The organism is Streptomyces sp. NBC_01546, from assembly GCF_045208355.1.
GTDB lineage: Bacteria > Actinomycetota > Actinomycetes > Streptomycetales > Streptomycetaceae > Streptomyces.
The window spans coordinates 6,188,895-6,206,119 of sequence record NZ_CP109379.1 but is presented as its reverse complement, the minus strand read 5'-3'; the positions used below and the strand labels follow the sequence as shown (position 1 = coordinate 6,206,119).

Genomic DNA, 17,225 nt, shown 5'->3' with positions numbered 1-17,225 from the left:
GGCCCGTCTGCCTCCGGCCACGCGGTGCGGGGGTCCGGTCCGGGGGCGCGGGAGGGGCGGCGGAGCGACGTACCGGCAGGTCACCCGTTTGGCCCAGCCGCATTCTTCCGCGGCTTAAGGGGATCACTAGGGTGCCGTCATATCCTGCTCGGATATTGCACACATCGCCGCCGAGCAGTCCGTCACACGGCCGCACCGAGCCGACATACGGAATCATGGGCTCAACGCGGAGATCCCCACCCACAGGAGACCGCGCAACCGCGCAATGCAAGCGCCCTTCGGGGCGGACGTGGCCGTTCGACTGGAGATGCAACGTGTCCGGGCGCATCGAGGATTACGCACTGATCGGGGACATGCAGACCGCGGCGTTGGTCTGCCGGGACGGGGCAGTGGACTGGTTGTGTCTGCCACGTTTCGACTCCCATGCCGTGTTCGCGAGCATTCTCGGCACCGAGGACCACGGGTTCTGGCGGATCGGCCCGGCGTTCCCGGCCGGCTCCGAGGCCCCGCGTGCCACGCGACGCCGCTACCGCGGCGACTCGCTGGTGCTCGAGTCGGAGTGGGAGACGCCGCGCGGGACCGTCCGCGTGATCGACTTCATGCCGCCACGCGAGGATCACGCTCCCCAGCTGATCCGCATCGTCGAGGGCGTCAGCGGGCGCGTGAAGATGCGCTCCGCGCTGCGCATGCGGTTCAGCTACGGGCGGGTCGTGCCCTGGGTGCACAAGGTCGACGGGCGCACGGTCGCCGTCGCCGGCCCCGACTCCGTGTGGCTGGACACCGAGGCGCAGACGTACGGCAAGGACCTGACCACGTACTCCGACTTCACCGTCGGGCCGGGCGACCGGATGGCCTTCAGCATCAGCTGGGAGCGTTCGCACCGCGGCGCGCCCGAGGCCCCGGACGCCGAGGCGGCCCTCGACTCCACCGCCGAGTTCTGGCGCGAGTGGGTCGAGCAGTGCACGTACCACGGGCCCTACCGGGAGGCGGTGGTCCGCTCCCTGATCACCCTCAAGGCCCTCACCTACGGCCCCACCGGCGGGATCGTCGCCGCGCCGACCACCTCCCTGCCGGAGGAGATCGGCGGGGTCCGCAACTGGGACTACCGCTACACCTGGCTGCGGGACGCCGCCATCACGCTCTCCTCGCTGCTGCGCACCGGCTACCGCGAGGAGGCCCGCGCCTGGCGCGAGTGGCTGCTGCGCGCGGTGGCCGGCGACCCGGAGAACCTGCAGATCATGTACGGGATCGCGGGCGAGCGGGAGCTCGGCGAGACCGAGCTGGACTGGCTGCCGGGCTACGAGAACTCCCGCCCGGTCCGCGTCGGCAACGGCGCCGCCGGGCAGCTCCAGCTCGACGTCTACGGCGAGGTCACCGAGGCCCTGCACCTGGGCCACATGACCGGCCTGGCCCGCAGCGACTACGCCTCGCTGCTCCAGCTCAAGCTGATCCGCTACCTGGAGACCCACTGGGACCAGCCGGACGAGGGCATCTGGGAGGTGCGCGGCCCGCGCCGCCACTTCGTGCACTCGAAGGTGATGGCCTGGGTGGCCGTGGACCGCACGATCAAGCTGATCGAGAGCGGGGACGCGGACGGTCCGCTGGAGCGCTGGCGCGAGCTGCGCGACGAGATCCACCAGGACGTGTGCGAGAAGGGCTACGACAAGGAGCGCAACACCTTCACCCAGTCGTACGGGTCGAAGGAGCTGGACGCCTCCCTGCTGCTGATCCCGCAGATGGGCTTCCTGCCGCCGGACGACAAGCGGGTCATCGGCACCATCGAGGCGATCCAGCGCGAGCTGTCCACGCCCGACGGTTTCATCCTGCGCTACCCGACGGCGGGCGAGGAGGCCGGCGTGGACGGCCTGGAGGGCGACGAGGGGGCCTTCCTGGCGTGCTCGTTCTGGATGGCCGACGACCTGGCGATGATCGGGCGGGTGGACGAGGCGCGCCGGCTGTTCGAGAGGCTGCTGTCGCTGCGCAACGACCTCGGGCTGCTGGCGGAGGAGTGGGACCCGCGGCTCCAGCGCCAGGTCGGGAACTTCCCGCAGGCCTTCAGCCACGTTCCGCTGATCGACACGGCACTGCGGCTGACCGCGAGCGGGGCGTACGGGGGGTAGCGCCGGGCCGGGGCACGGACAGCGCTCTTCTCCCGCCGCGCCCCGGTGATCGCCTCCGCCTACCCTGGAAGGGTCCTATGCCCTTCTCGGAAGGGGGAGGCCATGGCGCCCCTGTCGAAGGCGGGCACGGCGCTCGCCGCGCTCCGCGAGGATCTGGCCGGTGACGTCTTCGCCCCGGACGATCCGGGCTACGACGAGGCCCGGACGATCTTCAACGCGATGATCGACCGCAGGCCCGCCGTCATCGCCCAGTGCGCGAGCGTCGCCGACGTGGTCACCGCCGTACGGTTCGCACGGGATCTGGACCTGAAGATCTCGGTGCGCGGCGGCGGGCACAGCGTCGCCGGGATGTCCCTCAACGACGCCGGCCTGGTCGTGGACCTGCGCCGGATGCACGAGGTGACGGTCCATCCGGCGGCGAGGGCGGTCCACATCGGGGGCGGGGCCACGATGAGCCACCTGGACCGGGCCTGCGAGCCGTACGGCCTGGCGACCACCGGTGGCCGGGCTTCCACGACCGGCGTCGGCGGCTTCGTGCTGGGCGGCGGCTCCGGCTGGCTGGACCGGAAGTTCGGGCTGGCCGTGGACAACCTGCTGGGCGCGGAGCTGGTCACCGCCGACGGCGAACTGCTCCAGGTGACCGCGGAGGACCATCCCGAGCTGTTCTGGGGGCTGCACGGCGGCGGCGGGAACTTCGGGATCGCCACCTCGCTGACGCTGCGGCTGCACGAACTGCCGGTCATGTCGATCGCGTTCGTGCTGTACCTGCCGGAGCGCGGGCCCGAGGTGGTCCGTACGTACCGGGACGTCATCGAGGCGGGACCGCCCGAGGCGAGCGGCGCCGCGCTCTACATGACGGGCCCGCCGGAGGAGTTCGTCCCGCCGCATCTGGTCGGCCTGCTGATGGCCGGCGTACTGCTGACGTACGCGGGGCCCGAGGAGGAGATGCGCAGGCTCGCCGCACCGCTGCTGGCGATCCCGCACGAGTCCGAGGTCGTCACGGTCATCCCGTACGCCGACCTGCAGTGCATGATCGACGATCCGCCGGGCATGCGGAACTACTGGTCGGCGGAGTACCTCACCGGGGCGCCGGACGAGTTCGTGGACGTGTTCTGCGCCCGCGCCGACTCGATGCCGGTGCCGACCGGCACCCAGCACCTGATCTGGCCGCAGGGCGGCGCGATCGCCTCGGCCCCGGGCGACTACCCGGTGCCGTACCGGGACGCGGCCTGGGCGGTGCACCCGTTCGGGATCTGGGAGGACGCGGCCGACGACGACCGGGTCCGCCAGTGGGTCAAGGACGTCCGCGCCGATGTCCAGCCGTGGAGCACCGGCGCGGTCTACCTCAACTTCACCGGGGACGAGGGCTCGGACCGGGTGGTCGCGGGCCTCGGCCCCGAGAACATGCAGCGGCTGGGCGCGCTGAAGCGGCAGTACGACCCGGACAACGTCTTCCGCTTCAACCACAACATCCGGCCCGCCTGAGGCTCACGTGAGGGCGGCGATCACCTCGCGCGCCGCGCGCTCGCCCTCGGTGGCGCCGCCCTCCATGAACCCCTGGAAGTCGTAGCTGCAGTGCTCGCCGCCGATGTGGATGTTGCCCTGCGCGGTGCCCTCGTACTTGGCGTAGCGGTGCAGGTAGCCGGTGGGCCAGTACGAGTAGGCGCCCAGGGCGTACGGGTTGCGGTGCCACGCGGAGAGCTGGGCCCGCCCGTTCCAGACCGCCTTGCTGCCCGGGAAGAAGGAGTCGACGCCGGTCAGCACGCGGCCCGCGAGGTCGCGCACGTACGGGTCGGCCTCGGTGGCGAAGGGGGTCGCGGGGGTGAGCGCCCCGGCCAGGGTGCCGCCGCCGTACTGGAGCAGGATCCCGCCTGTGCCGGGCTGCACCTTGGTGGTGTCCCAGGTCTGCTGGACGTCGGAGTCCGTGAAGCAGTCGCCGGCCGAGACGCCCGGCCAGGGTCCCGTACCGCGCCAGGGGCGGGCGGTGAACTGCATGTTGAGCTTGGTGCAGTAGCCCATCCTGGCGTCCCTGAGCAGGTTGCGCATGAGCGGGTCGAAGCCCGCCCCGGAGGTGTCGATGCGCTGGAGGATGGGAAGCGGCAGGCACAGGACGGTGTGGTCGGCGATGACGGTCCGGGTCGCGCCCGAGTCGTTGAAGGTGAGGGTCTGGGTGCCGTCGGCGTTGGCGCGTACGGCGAGCAGCTCGCGGCCCATCACCAGGGTGCCGGCGGGCAGCGCGGCGGCGATGGCGTTCGGCAGCCGGTCGTTGCCTCCGGTGATGTGGTAGCGCTCGTTGGACAGGCCCCAGACGTTGAAGTTGCCGGGGTTGGGCTGATAGCCCATCAGGAGGACCAGGGCGAGGGCGGACTGCCGGTCGGTGTCGGCCCCGTACTCGACGTTGTAGGCCACGTCGATGAAGCGGCCCAGCCGGGAGCCGTGGCCGCCGGGGACCCGGGTCTCGATCCACTCGTACAGGGTCATGTTGTCGAGGGCGGTGCCGGTGGGGGTGGTGGTGCTCCAGGTGACCTCGCCGGCTTCCTGGAGGTCGCGGCGCAGCGCCTGGTAGACGGCCTTGAAGTCCTCGTCGGCCTGGGTTCGGGAGTAGTACTCGCCGTTGAACCAGAGGACTTCCTCCGCCCCGTTGGGGCCGCCGCCGAGGAAGTCCTCGGTGGGCAGGCCGAAGCGGCGGCACAGTTCCAGGATCTTCTTGTGGCTGGTGTCGATCAGCTCGCCGCCGATCTCCGAGGTCTGGCCGTACGCCCAGTGGTCGCGTTGGGTCCACATGCGCCCGCCGACCCGGCCGGGGTTGGCCTCGTACAGGGTGCAGGGGACTCCGGCGTCCCGGAGGGTGAGGGCGGCGGTCAGGCCGGAGATGCCCGCGCCGACCACGGCGACCCGTGCGGGGCCCACGGGCTTCTTGGCGGGAGCCGGCTCGACGGCGTAGGCGGTCCCGGACGAGGCGAGGGCGGTCCCGAGGCCGAGGGCGGCGGCCCGGCCGAGGAGTTCGCGACGGGTGGAGCCGCGGACCTCGGCGGCGGGCAGGCCGAGGCTGCGGGCGGCGGCGTGCTCGGCCGCGAGTCGGCGCAGGGCGTGCATCAGGGGCGTACGGGCCATGGCTGCGCTCCTCAGACGTTCGCGGCGGCGGTGGAGGGGGACGGGACGTCGGGACGCTCGGCCGCGTCCTCCAGGACGATCCGGCCGATGATCTCGTAGCGCTCGGGGGCCTTCGCCTTGAGCCAGAAGCCGAGGCCGAGACCGCCGAGGAAGACTCCGCCGACGATCCACGGGATCAGCGTGAAGAAGAGGGAACCGGCTGCGGCCCCCGCCGCGGTCTCCATGTTGAGGACCAGCAGGACGACGACGGCGGTCATGCCGAGACCGCCGAGCAGCGGAGCGGTCAGGGTCGTGAACCAGTGCCGGTCCTCGGGGTGGTTCTTGCGGAAGTACCCGATGACGGCGAACGAGCAGAGCGTCTGGACGATCAGGATCGCCATGGTGCCGAGGATCGCGAGCAGCGTGTACAGGTGCAGGTACGGGTCCTGCCCGGTGAGCCAGAACCCGGCGACGAGGGCGGTGGCGATGGCGGTCTGCACCACCGAGGCCACGTACGGGGATCCGTGCCTGGCGTGGGTGCGGCCGAGCTTCGGGGAGAGGAAGCCCTCGCGGCCGATGGCGTAGAGGTAGCGGGCGGCGCACTGGTGGAAGGCCATGCCGCAGGCGAAGGAGCCGGTGAGCAGCAGCCATTGGAAGGCGTCGACGGCCCAGGCGCCGATGAAGGTCTGGGTGGGGGCGAAGAACAGGTCGAGGGGGCTGGTGGAGGCGGACAGTTCCACGGACTTGGCGAGGCCGTTGCCCGCGATGGTCATCCAGGAGACGTAGATGTAGAAGAGGCCGACACCGACGACGGAGATCAGGGTGGCCTTGGGGATGACCCGCTTGGGGTCGCGGGACTCCTCGCCGTACATGGCGGTGGACTCGAAGCCGACCCAGGACCAGAAGGCGAAGAAGAGCCCGAGTCCGGCGGACGTTCCGGTGAAGGCGTTCTTCGGGTTGACGGGCTCCAGCGGGATCCCGTCCGGTCCGCCCCCGGCGACCAGGACGGCGGTGGCGACGGCGAACAGCACGGCGATCTCGGCGAGGAGCATCACGCCGAGGGCCTTGGCGGTGAGGTTGATGTCGAAGTGGGCGAGGGCGGCGGTGACGGCGAGCATGGCGGCCGCGTAGAGCACCCACGGCAGGTCGACGCCGAGCTGGTCGTGGACGGTGGTCTTCGCGAAGTAGGAGAAGACCCCGACGATCGAGGCCTCGAAGACGATGTAGGCGAGGACGGCGAGCATCCCGGAGGCCATGCCGGCGATGCGGCCGAGGCCGTGCGAGATGTACCCGTAGAAGGCGCCCGCGGCGGTGATCCGCTTGGCCATCGCCACGTAGCCGACCGCGAAGACCGTGAGCACGAGCGTCGCGAAGAGGTATCCGGCCGGGGCTCCGACGCCGTTGCCGAAGCCGACCGCGATGGGGAGGTTGCCGGTCATGGCGGTGATCGGCGCGGCGGTGGCCACCGCCATGAACACGACGCCGACGAGCCCGACCGAGTTGGCCTTCAGCCGCTGGATCTGTGGAGCCGCGGGGGTCTGCGGCGACCCGCCCGTGTTGTCTCTGCTCATGGCGTCCTCTTCCGTGTGGAGGGCGCCCACTCTCGCCCCGGGTGACGCAGACCACAATCGGCACGTGGTCCGATAATCTCCTTGCGGGGACGACGAGTTGTCGGGCCGGATGGGGGGCAGACCGGACTTGTGACCGGTGGGTGATGTGATCGGAACAGGACGGGCCGGTACCGTCCCACGATATGGACGACCAGGGCGGAATCACGGTTCAGCGGGCACTGGAACTGCCGGGGCTGCGCAGCGGACTGCCGGAGGTGGTGGCCTGCGCCGACCGCCTGGGCCGGACCGTCCGCTGGGTGCACGCGGGTGAGGTCCCGAACATCGCCTCGCTGCTCAAGGGCGGTGAGCTGCTGCTGACCACGGGTCTCGGCCTCGGCACGCGGCCCGCCGAGCAGCGCGCCTTCGTACGACGCCTCGCCGACCGCGGGATCGCCGCGCTGGTCGTCGAGCTGGGGCCGCGGTTCACCCGGCTGCCGGCGACGATCGTGGAGACCGCTCGCGCGGCGGGCCTGCCGCTGGTCCAGCTCCACCGGGAGGTCCCCTTCGTCACCGTCACGGAGGAGGTCCACACCGAGATCGTCAACCACCACTACGCGCTGCTCCAGCGGGCCGAGGAGGTCCACCGGCGGTGTACGGAGGCCCTGTTGGGCGGCGGTGGCATCCCGCAGGTGCTGCGGATCCTGGCCGACTTCACGGGCAACCCGGTCTTCCTGGAGACCCCCGACGGACAGCTGCTCTACGCGGCCGGCAGCTCGGGCGCGGACACGGGCGCCGACCCGCTCCAGGTGTGGGAGGGCCTGCGGGGCCAGCGCGAGGCCGAGCCGTCGGCGAACACCGTGGTGATCGACGTACCCGGCGGGGGCCACGGCACGGGCTCGGTCCGGGCCCGGGTGGTCCTGGTCGGGGTCACCAGCCCGCTGCTGCCGGTGCACCGGATGGCGGCGGAGCGTACGGCGGGCGTCCTGGCCGTCGTCCTCATGCAGGCGCGGCAGGAGGAGGAGCTGGCGGCGCGCGGCCGCGGCGACTTCCTGACGGACCTCGCCGAGGGCCGCATCTCGGCGGAGGACGCCCCGGCGCAGGCCCGCGTCCTGGGCTTCAAGCCGGGCACGGGCCCGCTGCTGCCGATAGTGATGCGCCTGTCCACGGACCTGGGCCCCTCGGGCAACTGGGCCGTCCTGGCCCGCGCGGTCCTGGAGGAGCTGTCGTCGGTCGGGGTTCCGGTGCTGCTGGGCGTCCGCCCGGTGGAAGGGCGGGTCCCGCTGCTGGTCTCCCTGCGCGCGGAGTCGGAGCGCACGGCGGTGGCGGACCGGGTGGCGGCCGCGCTGCGGGCGGGCGTGGAGCGCGCGGGCCTCGACCGGGCCTCGGCCCCGCCGGCCGTGGTCGTCGGCGTCGCGGGCGGCTGGGCGGCCGCATCGGCGGGCCTGCGCCACGCGGCGGAGACCGCCACGGCGGCCCACGGCCTGCCGGCCCGCCCCTGGTACGACGCGAGGAGGCTGGACATCGACCTCCTCCTGTGGCGGCTGCGCGAACACCCGGACCTGGCGGCCTTCGTGGACCGCGCGATCGGCCCGCTCCGCACGCACGACACGACCTCCCGGCCGCCGCTCCTGCCCACCCTGGAGACGTACCTGGCCCATGCGGGCCGCAAGGCGGAAACGGCCCGCGAGCTCCACCTGAACCGGCAGACCCTGTACAACCGCCTGGCCCGGATCTCGGAACTCCTGGGCACGGACCTGGACGACCCCGAAACGGTCCTCTCCCTCAGCCTGGCCCTCCGCGCCCGCCGCCACGTTCCTTCCTGACGGGCCCTTGGCACCGCTCGGCGCCAGCGCGCCTCCCGGGCGGGGCTCCGCCCCAGACCCCTACGGCGCTCCGCGCCCGCGCCTCAAACGCCGGCGGGGCTGGGTAATGCCCGGCGGACGGCTACCGCCGCCCGCGTTCCATCAACTCGTCGTAGACGGACAGGACCTGCGCGACGGTGTCGTCCTCGGACGGCCACGTCGCGGCCTGCACCCGCCCCGCGGCAACCAGCCCGGCCCGACGCCCCGCATCCGACAGCAGGCCGGTCACGGCCGAGGCGAGGGCCTGCGGGTCCCCGTACGGGACGAGCACCGCCCCCTCCCCCACCAGCTCCGGCACGCCCCCCACCGCCGTGGCCACCAGCGGCACCCCCACCCGCAGCGCTTCCTGCGCCAGCAGGGCCCGCTCCTCCCACCGGCTCGGCAGCACCGCCAGGTCCGCCGCCGCGAGCAGCTGCGCCGCGTCCCGGCGCCGCCCCAGCAGCCGCACCGGCAGCCCCTCGGCCTCGATCCGCCGGGACAGTTCGGCCCGTAGCGGCCCCTCCCCCGCGATCACCAGCAGCGGCAGGGGTTCCAGCGTCCGCCACTCCCGTGCCGCGTCGAGCAGTACGGAGTACCCGCGGTGCGGTACCAGGCTCCCGACCGCGATCAGCAACGGCCGTTCCACCACGCCCAGTTCCGCCCGCACCTTCCCGGGATCGGCCCCCGCCGCGGCCGCCGGCACGGCAACCGGTGCCAGTCGCGCGTCCCGCGCCCCCCGCAGCCGGGCCCGGTCCACCAGGTCCGAGGAGGCCCCCAGCACGACCGCCGCGGCCCGTGCCACGTGCCGCTCCAGGATCCGGCTGAGCCGCCCGAGCGCGGCGCCGGCCGCACCGGCGGCCGCCGGGCCGTCTCCGTGCCAGCTCACCACCAGCGGCACCCGGCGCCCCCGCAGGGCCAGCGCGGCCCGCATCCCGGCCCGTACCCCGTGCGCGTGCACGACGTCGGCCGTGGCGCAGGCGGCCCGCAGCGCGTTCACGGCGTCGGGCGCGAACTGCGCCCCCGCGCCGGTGAAGTCGTACTCGCCCTCCGCCTCGACGGGCGCGCACACCGTGACCCGTACCCCGCGCGCGGCGAGCCCGGTCGTGAGCGACCGTACGTGCGCGTTGCTGCCCGCGCCCGCACCGCCGCCGAGCACTTGGACGGTACGCAGCGGCGGCCGCCCGTAGGGCTGGGCCGCGGCGGACGGGTAGACCGGGGAGCTGCTCACGGGCCGAAGCTCCAGGGTGTGGGAGTCAGAGACGTCGCCCAGGATGCCAGTCCGCACGCGCGTTCCGGGACCATACGGGTGCGGATCCCGTGAGAGTTGCCGCGGGACGCCCCCCAGCCTCACCCACACGGGCTAGCGGGGCGTCAACGCTGACGGCTGTCCGCGCGTGCCGCCTCGAGGAGTTCCTCGGCATGTGCCCGCGCCGAGACGGAGTCCTCGTGGCCCGCCAGCATGCGCGACAGCTCGCGGACCCGGTCCTCGCCCTCCAGGACGGTGACACCGCTCCTCGTGACCGATCCGTCGTTGGTCTTCTCGACGAGCAGCTGCCGGTCCGCGAACGCCGCCACCTGCGGCAGATGGGTGACGACCACCACCTGGGCCGACTTGGCGAGCTTCGCCAGCCGCCGCCCGACCTCGACGGCGGCCTTGCCGCCGACGCCCGCGTCGACCTCGTCGAAGAGGTACGTGGGCACCGGGTCGGAGCCCGCGAAGACGACCTCCACGGCCAGCATCACCCGGGACAGCTCACCGCCCGAGGCACCCTTGGCGATCGGCCGCGGCTGGGCGCCGGGGTGCGGGGCCAGCAGCAGTTCCACCTCGTCCGCGCCCGAGGGTCCGTAGGCGACCGGGCGGCCGTCCACGTCCACCCCGTCGGGGTCGTCGGCCTGCCTGACGTCGATGGTGACCCGGGCGTGCGGCATCGCCAGCGAGGCCAGCTCCTCCGTCACGGCCGAGGCGAACCGGGTCGCCGCCTCCACCCGCGCGTCCGTCAGTGCCTGGGCCAGCGCCGACAGTTCGGAGCGCAGTCCGTCCCGCTCGGCGGTCAGCTCGGTGATCCGCTCGTCGTCGCCGTCCAGCTCCAGCAGCCGCGCGGCGCCCTGCTCCGCCCACTCCAGAACGGCGTCCACGGTGCCTTCGGAGCCGTACTTGCGCGTCAGCTGGGTCAGGGCCGCCCGCCGCTCCTCCACGGCGGCCAGCCGCAGCGGATCGGCGTCCAGGTCGTCGGCGTAGCCCGCCAGCTCCCCGGCCACGTCGGCCAGCAGGATGCCCAGTTCGCCGATCCGCTCGGCGAGCGCGCCAAGCGCCGGGTCGTGCGAGCGTACGGACTCCAGGGCCCGGTGGGCGCCCGCGACGAGGGTGTTGGCCTCGATGCCTTCCGGGTCCTCCGGATTGCCGGCCAGCGCGGCGTGCGCCAGCTGGGCCGCCGAGGCCAGCGATTCGGCGTGTCCGAGCCGCTCGGCCTCCGCCGCGAGTTCGGTGTCCTCGCCGGCCACCGGTTCCACGGCGGCGATCTCGTCCAGCCCGAAGCGCAGCAGGTCGGCCTCCTGGGCCCGTTCCCGGGCCCGGGTGGTGATCTCCTCCAGCTCGACGGCGACCGCGCGCAGCCTGCGGTAGGCCGAGCCGTACTTCTCCAGCGGGACGGCGACGGCGTCCCCGGCGTACCGGTCGAGCGCCTGCCGCTGCCGGGCGGGCCGCAGCAGCCCCTGCTGGTCGGTCTGCCCGTGTACGGCGACCAGGTCGTCGGCGAGCTCGGAGAGCAGGCCGACGGGCACGGAGCGGCCGCCGACGTGGGCGCGCGAGCGCCCCTCGGCGGACACGGTCCGGCTGATCAGCAGGGCGCCGTCGTCGAGCTCGGCTCCGGCCTCCTCGGCCCGTAGGGCCGCGGGCGCGTCCGGGCGCATGACGATGCGGCCCTCGACGACCGCGGCCGTGGCCCCGATCCGCACCAGGGCCGGGTCGGCGCGACCGCCGAGCAGCAGCCCGAGGCTGGTGACGACCATCGTCTTGCCCGCGCCGGTCTCGCCGGTCACCGCGGTGAAACCGGGCGACAGCTCGACCACCGCGTCGTCGATGACCCCGAGCGACCGTATCCGCATCTCCTCAAGCACGGGACGACGATACCGAGGTTTCACCGGTGCCATGTGACCTCACCCGCCCGAAGTTCTCCGAACGGACGTGCTATTTAGGGCGGAGGGCCGGAACGGGCTCAGTGGGGTGCTCCGCGCCACCCCGACACCGGCAGCGCGAACTTCGCGACGAGCCGGTCCGTGAACGACGCGTGGTGCAGCCGGGCGAGCCGCACCGGCACCGCCCCCCGCCGGACCTCCACCCGGGCCCCGGCCGGCAGCTCCAGCATCCGCCGGCCGTCGCACCACAGCACCCCGTGCGGGGTCCCGGTCTGCACCTCGACGGCCAGCACCGAGTCCGGCGAGGTCACCAGCGGCTTCGCGAACAGCGCGTGCGCGCTGATCGGCACCATCAGCAGCGCCTCCACCTCCGGCCAGACCACCGGCCCGCCCGCCGAGAAGGCGTACGCCGTCGAGCCCGTCGGGGTCGCGCAGACGATCCCGTCACAGCCGAAGCCGGACACCGGGCGCCCGTCGATCTCCAGGACCACCTCGAGCATCCGCTCCGGGGACACCTTCTGGACCGCGGCCTCGTTCAGCGCCCAGTCCTGGTGGACCACGTCGCCGTTCGTGCGCACGATCACATCGAGGGTCATCCGCTCCTCGACCTCGTACTCGCGCGTCACCACCCGGTCCACGACCTTGTCCAGGTCGTCGCGCTCCGCCTCGGCGAGGAACCCCACCCGGCCCAGGTTGACGCCCAGCATCGGCACCCCGGAGGCACGCGCGAACTCCGCGCCCCGCAGCAGGGTTCCGTCGCCGCCCAGCACGATGAGCAGCTCGCAGCCGTCGAGCACCCCCGGGGTGGACTCGGTGACCAGCTCCACCTCGGGCGGCAGCGGCAGGTCCGCCGCCTCGTGCGCGAAGACCCGTACGCCCAGCCCGCAGCGCAGCAGCCCCTTCACGACCAGCTCGGCGCTCCGGATGGCCGCCGGCCGGCCGGTGTGCGCGAGCAGGAAGACGGTCCGCCCCGTCGCCGGACCCGACCCTGACACCGAAACCGAACCCGAATCCGCTGAACCCGCTGAATCTGTCACTGCGGCCCCTCCGCCACTGCACGGTCAACATCCGCCGGGTCGAGTGCCGGTGCCCCCGCCCGCAGCCACAGAAAGTACTCGACGTTCCCCGACGGCCCCGGCAACGGACTCGCGGTCACCCCGAGAACGCCCAGCCCGAGCTTCGCCGCCTGCGCCGCGACCTCGCGCACGGCCTCCGCCCGCAGCTCGGGACTGCGCACCACGCCGCCGCTGCCCAGCCGGTCCTTGCCGACCTCGAACTGCGGCTTGACCATCAGCACCAGATCCGCGTCCGGCGCGCAGCACCGTACGAGCGCGGGCAGCACCAGCCCGATGGAGATGAAGGACAGGTCACCGACGACCAGGTCGGCCGGAGTCCCGTCGATCAGCTCCACCGTCAGTTCGCGGACGTTCGTACGGTCCTTGACGGTGACCCGGTCGTCGCTCTGCAGCGACCAGGCGAGCTGCCCGTAGCCGACGTCGACGGCCACCACATGGGCGACGCCCGCGCGCAGCAGCACATCGGTGAACCCGCCCGTGGAGGCTCCGGCGTCCAGTGCCCGGCGGCCCTCCACCCGCAGCCCCTGCGGCTGGAAGGCGGCGAGCGCGCCCGCGAGCTTGTGGCCGCCCCGCGAGACGTAGTCGGGATCACTGTCGTCCTTGAGGACGACGAGAGCCGCGCTCGTCTCCACCTGGGTGGCGGCCTTGGTCGCGGTGGTACCGCCCACGGTCACCCGGCCCGCGGCGATCAGCTGCGCGGCGTGCTCGCGCGAGCGGGCCATGCTGCGGCGTACCAGTTCGGCGTCCAGGCGGCGGCGTGCCACTCCTGCCACGTTCGGTTCAGCTCCTGTTTTCGTGCGGACCAGGGACGGGCGGTGCGTCCAGCGCGGTCAGCGCCTCGCGCAGCCCCCGGTGGACATCCTCGTACACCGCGAGGTGTCCGTCCGCCGTGAGGTGGTCGGCGTCCGCCAGCCGCGCCAGGTGCGCGTCCACTGCGCCGTGCCCGGTGGGCGTGCGTACGATGCCCAGCGCCACGGGCCCGGCGGCGGTGTCGGCCGTGGGCTCGGCAGCTTCGTCGGTCATGCCCCGACGCTACCCCGAAGCGCCCCGCGACCACGCAACGGCTCTGCGGTACGGTCGTGATCACGATGGCTACGATCCAGGAGTGCCGAGCCGCACTCGACCGACTCTCCGACAACCTCGCCGGGGCGGACGGCGGCGTGCGCGGCGCCGCCGCGCTCGACCGCTCCCTGAGCTGCCACATCACGGACCTGGACCAGACCTTCACGGGCCGCCTCGAAGACGGCCGGATCCGGGTGGAGGCGATCGCCCCGGGCCCGCCCGCGACGAAGGCCGAGATCCGGCTCGCGATGACCGGCGCCGACCTGGTCGCCCTGGTCGCGGGCGACCTGAAGTTCGCCAAGGCCTGGGCCGCCGGCCGCGTCAGACTGGAAGCCGGCTTCCGCGACCTCCTCCGCCTGAAGAGCCTGCTCTAGGCCGGGGCCTTCGTACGAGCCTTCCGCGCGGCCGGAATCACCAGCGGCGTCCCCGTCTCCGGGTCGGCGATGACCTGGCAGCGCAGCCCGAACACCCGCTCCACCAGCTCAGCCGTGACCACCTCTCCCGGCGGCCCCTCGGCGACGACCTCGCCACCCCGCATCGCGATCAGGTGCGTGGCGTACCGCGCCGCGTGGTTCAGGTCGTGCAGCACCGCCACCAGCGTGCGCCCCTGGTTCTCGTGCAGCTCGGCGCACAGGTCCAGCACGTCGATCTGGTGCTGGATGTCCAGGTAGGTCGTCGGCTCGTCGAGCAGCAGCAGCTGGGTCTGCTGGGCCAGCGCCATCGCGATCCACACGCGCTGCCGCTGACCGCCCGACAGCTCGTCCACGGCCCGGTCGGCGAGTTCGGCGACCCCGGTCGAGGCCATCGACTCCGCCACGATCCGCTCGTCCTGCGACGACCACTGCCGCAGCAGCCCCTGGTGCGGATACCGCCCGCGCGAGACCAGGTCGGCCACCGTGATGCCGTCCGGCGCGATCGAGGACTGCGGGAGCAGACCCAGCGTCTTGGCGACCTTCTTCGCCGGCATCGACCCGATGGCCTGCCCGTCCAGCAGCACCCGCCCGGCGGACGGCTTCAGCATCCGCGACAGGGCCCGCAGCAGCGTGGACTTGCCGCAGGCGTTGGGGCCGACGATCACGGTGAAGGAGTTGTCGGGGATCTCCACCGACAGGTTCTCGGCAATGACCCGCTGGTCGTAGCCGAGGGTCACGTTCTGCGCGGTGAGCCGCTGCACTTGGTCACTCCTGAGGTTCATATACGTCCTGCCTTGCGCTCGGTGACGAGCAGCCAGAGCAGATAGACACCGCCGACGAGCCCGGTCACCACACCCACCGGCAGCTGGTCGGCGCCGAAGGCCCGCTGCGAGGCCCAGTCGGACACCAGCAGCAGCACCGAGCCCATGAGCGCGCCGGACAGCAGGTTCGCCCCGGGCGAGCGGGTCAGCCGCCGGGCCAGCTGCGGCGCGGCCAGCGCCACGAAGCTGATCGGCCCGGCCGCGGCGCTCGCCGCGGTGGTGAGCAGGATCGCCGCGAGCATCAGCAGCAGACGCGTGCGCTCCACCCGTACCCCGAGGGCGTACGCGGCGTCGTCGCCCATCTCCATCATCCGCAGGGCCCGGCCCTGGCCGAGCACCAGCGGGAAGAGCACCACGCAGACCGCGAGCAGCGGCCACACCTGCGCCCAGTCCCGGCCCGCCAGCGAGCCGGTCAGCCAGACCATCGCCCGGGTGGCCTCGACCATCTGGGCCTTCGTGATCAGGTACTGGATCACGGCGATCAGCATGGCGGAGGCGCCGATGCCGACCAGCACCAGCCGGTATCCCTGGATCCCCTGCTTGTAGGCCAGCAGGTACACGGCCAGGCCGGCCAGCAGGCCGCCGAGCAGCGCGCCGATCGCCACCTCGGTGGCTTCGCCCTTGAACAGGATGATCACGGTGAGCGCACCCACCGCCGAGCCGTACCCGAAGCCGAGCAGGTCGGGAGAGCCCAGCGGGTTGCGGGAGACGGACTGGAAGACGGCTCCCGCCATCCCGAGGGCCGCGCCGACCAGCAGGGCGACCAGGACCCGCGGCAGCCGCAGGTCGTTGACGATGAAGTCGTTGGCGGGGGTGCCGTTGCCCAGCAGGGTCTGTACGACGTCCCACGGCGCGATGTCGAAGTCCCCGGTCCCGATGAGCAGGACGGCCAGCGCGAACGCGGCGAGAGCGAGCAGCACCCCGGTGGCCAGGGCGCGCCGCTCGACCCGCAGCGATATCCCGCCGGGGAGGTTCAGCCGACGGGCTTTGGCGGTCGCGGTCACAGCTGGGCCATCCTCTTGCGCCGAACCAGATAGATGAAGACGGGGCCGCCGATGAGCGCGGTGACGATGCCGACCTGGAGCTCGGCGGGCCGGGTCACGACCCGGCCGACGACGTCGGCGCCGAGCAGCAGCACGGGGGACAGGACGGCCGAGTACGCGAGCACCCAGCGCATGTCGGGTCCGGTGAACGCCCGCACCAGGTGCGGGATCATCAGCCCGATGAAGACGATGGGCCCGCAGGCGGCGGTCGCCGCACCGCACAGCAGGGTGATGGCGAGCATCGCGCCGATCCGGGTCCGCGTCAGGTTCGCGCCGAGCGCCCGGGCGGTGTCGTCGCCCATGGCCATCGCGTTGAGCGGCCGGCCCAGCGACAGCGCGAGCACCGCGCCGACGAGCAGGAAGGGGGCGACCTGCCGGACGGTGTCCATGTTGGCGGAGGCCAGCGACCCCACCGTCCAGAAGCGCAGCTTGTCCAGCGCCTTGCTGTCCATCAGCTGCACGGCGTTGATGTAGCCGACCAGGGCCGCGCTGGCCGCCGTACCCGCCAGCGCGAGCCGCACCGGCGTCGCGCTGCGGCTGCCGCCGAGTACGTAGACGACGACGGAGACGATGGCGGCGCCGAGGAAGGCCCACCACACGAACTCGCTCAGGGAGCTCGCTCCCAGGAAGCTGATCGCGGAGACGACGGCGGCCGCGGCCCCGGCGTTGACGCCGAGGATGCCGGGCTCCGCCAGCGGATTGCGCGCCAGGGCCTGCATGACCGCCCCGGACAGGCCGAGCCCGAGCCCGACCAGCAGCCCGAGCAGGGTGCGCGGCACCCGCAGGTCCCGCACCACCACGTCGGAGGGCGTCCCCGAGTAGTCGAACAGGCCGTGCCAGACCTCTTCGAGGGGCATCTGCTTCGCGCCGACGGCGATGCTCACCACCGCGATCAGCGCCAGCACCGCGAGGGCGCCCAGCAGACCGGCGGCGCGCGCGCCATGGCGTGAACGGGCAGCGGCGACCGGCGCCGCGCTCTGTTCGGGGGGACGCTCGGGACTCTCGGGACTCTCGGGACTCTCGACCAACACGGAGGTTAGGTTAGCCTACCCTGCCACCCTTCCCGATCAC

14 protein-coding genes are annotated in these 17,225 nt (G+C 73.0%); 4 read left to right on the top strand and 10 right to left on the bottom strand.

All coding sequences use genetic code 11. From position 1 onward, the window contains the following. The first annotated feature begins 314 nt into the window (after positions 1–314). Positions 315–2,120: a glycoside hydrolase family 15 protein gene (locus tag OHA89_RS28410; RefSeq protein ID WP_215144603.1), complete on the top strand. Its 1,806-nt coding sequence runs from the start codon at positions 315–317 to the stop codon at positions 2,118–2,120. A gap of 102 nt (positions 2,121–2,222) precedes the next feature. Beyond that, positions 2,223–3,605: an FAD-binding oxidoreductase gene (locus tag OHA89_RS28405; RefSeq protein ID WP_266610518.1), complete on the top strand. Its 1,383-nt coding sequence runs from the start codon at positions 2,223–2,225 to the stop codon at positions 3,603–3,605. Between the two features lie 3 nt (positions 3,606–3,608). On the opposite strand, the gene OHA89_RS28400 is transcribed toward OHA89_RS28405, so the two are convergent. Both OHA89_RS28400 and OHA89_RS28395 read right to left on the bottom strand, forming a co-directional pair. Beyond that, on the bottom strand, positions 3,609–5,234 hold the full coding sequence (locus OHA89_RS28400) for a flavin monoamine oxidase family protein (RefSeq protein WP_406367409.1): 1,626 nt from the start codon (positions 5,232–5,234) through the stop codon (positions 3,609–3,611). 11 nt (positions 5,235–5,245) lie between these two features. Next, positions 5,246–6,784: an APC family permease gene (locus tag OHA89_RS28395; protein WP_257556935.1), complete on the bottom strand. Its 1,539-nt coding sequence runs from the start codon at positions 6,782–6,784 to the stop codon at positions 5,246–5,248. Between the two features lie 182 nt (positions 6,785–6,966). Between OHA89_RS28395 and OHA89_RS28390 the strand changes: the two genes are divergently transcribed. Continuing rightward, complete coding sequence (locus OHA89_RS28390) at positions 6,967–8,586, top strand: PucR family transcriptional regulator (protein WP_266610515.1); 1,620 nt, start codon at positions 6,967–6,969, stop codon at positions 8,584–8,586. Between the two features lie 121 nt (positions 8,587–8,707). On the opposite strand, the gene OHA89_RS28385 is transcribed toward OHA89_RS28390, so the two are convergent. The 5 genes from OHA89_RS28385 to OHA89_RS28365 form a co-directional block, all read right to left on the bottom strand. Next, positions 8,708–9,832 carry a glycosyltransferase family 4 protein gene (locus OHA89_RS28385; RefSeq protein WP_266610513.1) on the bottom strand — a complete coding sequence of 375 codons (1,125 nt, stop codon included), beginning with the start codon at positions 9,830–9,832 and terminating at the stop codon, positions 8,708–8,710. A gap of 143 nt (positions 9,833–9,975) precedes the next feature. Further along, positions 9,976–11,709 (bottom strand): DNA repair protein RecN, encoded by a 1,734-nt coding sequence (gene recN, locus OHA89_RS28380; protein WP_406368615.1) that lies wholly within the window; start codon positions 11,707–11,709, stop codon positions 9,976–9,978. 110 nt (positions 11,710–11,819) lie between these two features. Next, positions 11,820–12,734 carry an NAD kinase gene (locus OHA89_RS28375; RefSeq protein ID WP_257556932.1) on the bottom strand — a complete coding sequence of 305 codons (915 nt, stop codon included), beginning with the start codon at positions 12,732–12,734 and terminating at the stop codon, positions 11,820–11,822. 38 nt (positions 12,735–12,772) lie between these two features. Beyond that, positions 12,773–13,588 (bottom strand): TlyA family RNA methyltransferase, encoded by an 816-nt coding sequence (locus tag OHA89_RS28370; protein WP_257556931.1) that lies wholly within the window; start codon positions 13,586–13,588, stop codon positions 12,773–12,775. A gap of 7 nt (positions 13,589–13,595) precedes the next feature. After that, a complete protein-coding gene (locus tag OHA89_RS28365) occupies positions 13,596–13,838 on the bottom strand; it encodes a hypothetical protein (protein ID WP_215148833.1) in 243 nt (80 codons plus the stop codon). Positions 13,839–13,903: 65 nt separating this feature from the next. Between OHA89_RS28365 and OHA89_RS28360 the strand changes: the two genes are divergently transcribed. Next, positions 13,904–14,251: an SCP2 sterol-binding domain-containing protein gene (locus OHA89_RS28360; RefSeq protein WP_257559491.1), complete on the top strand. Its 348-nt coding sequence runs from the start codon at positions 13,904–13,906 to the stop codon at positions 14,249–14,251. On the opposite strand, the gene OHA89_RS28355 is transcribed toward OHA89_RS28360, so the two are convergent. The 3 genes from OHA89_RS28355 to OHA89_RS28345 are packed head-to-tail and all read right to left on the bottom strand — an operon-like array spanning position 14,248 to position 17,185. After that, positions 14,248–15,072: an ABC transporter ATP-binding protein gene (locus OHA89_RS28355; protein ID WP_266610508.1), complete on the bottom strand. Its 825-nt coding sequence runs from the start codon at positions 15,070–15,072 to the stop codon at positions 14,248–14,250. The genes OHA89_RS28360 and OHA89_RS28355 overlap by 4 nt on opposite strands. After that, the gene (locus OHA89_RS28350) at positions 15,069–16,115 is read right to left on the bottom strand and encodes an iron chelate uptake ABC transporter family permease subunit (protein ID WP_257556929.1); all 1,047 of its coding nucleotides are present in this window, start codon (positions 16,113–16,115) and stop codon (positions 15,069–15,071) included. Before OHA89_RS28350 ends, OHA89_RS28355 begins: the two co-directional genes overlap by 4 nt. After that, a complete protein-coding gene (locus tag OHA89_RS28345) occupies positions 16,112–17,185 on the bottom strand; it encodes a FecCD family ABC transporter permease (RefSeq protein ID WP_406367405.1) in 1,074 nt (357 codons plus the stop codon). Before OHA89_RS28345 ends, OHA89_RS28350 begins: the two co-directional genes overlap by 4 nt. Between the last annotated feature and the right edge of the window lie 40 nt (positions 17,186–17,225).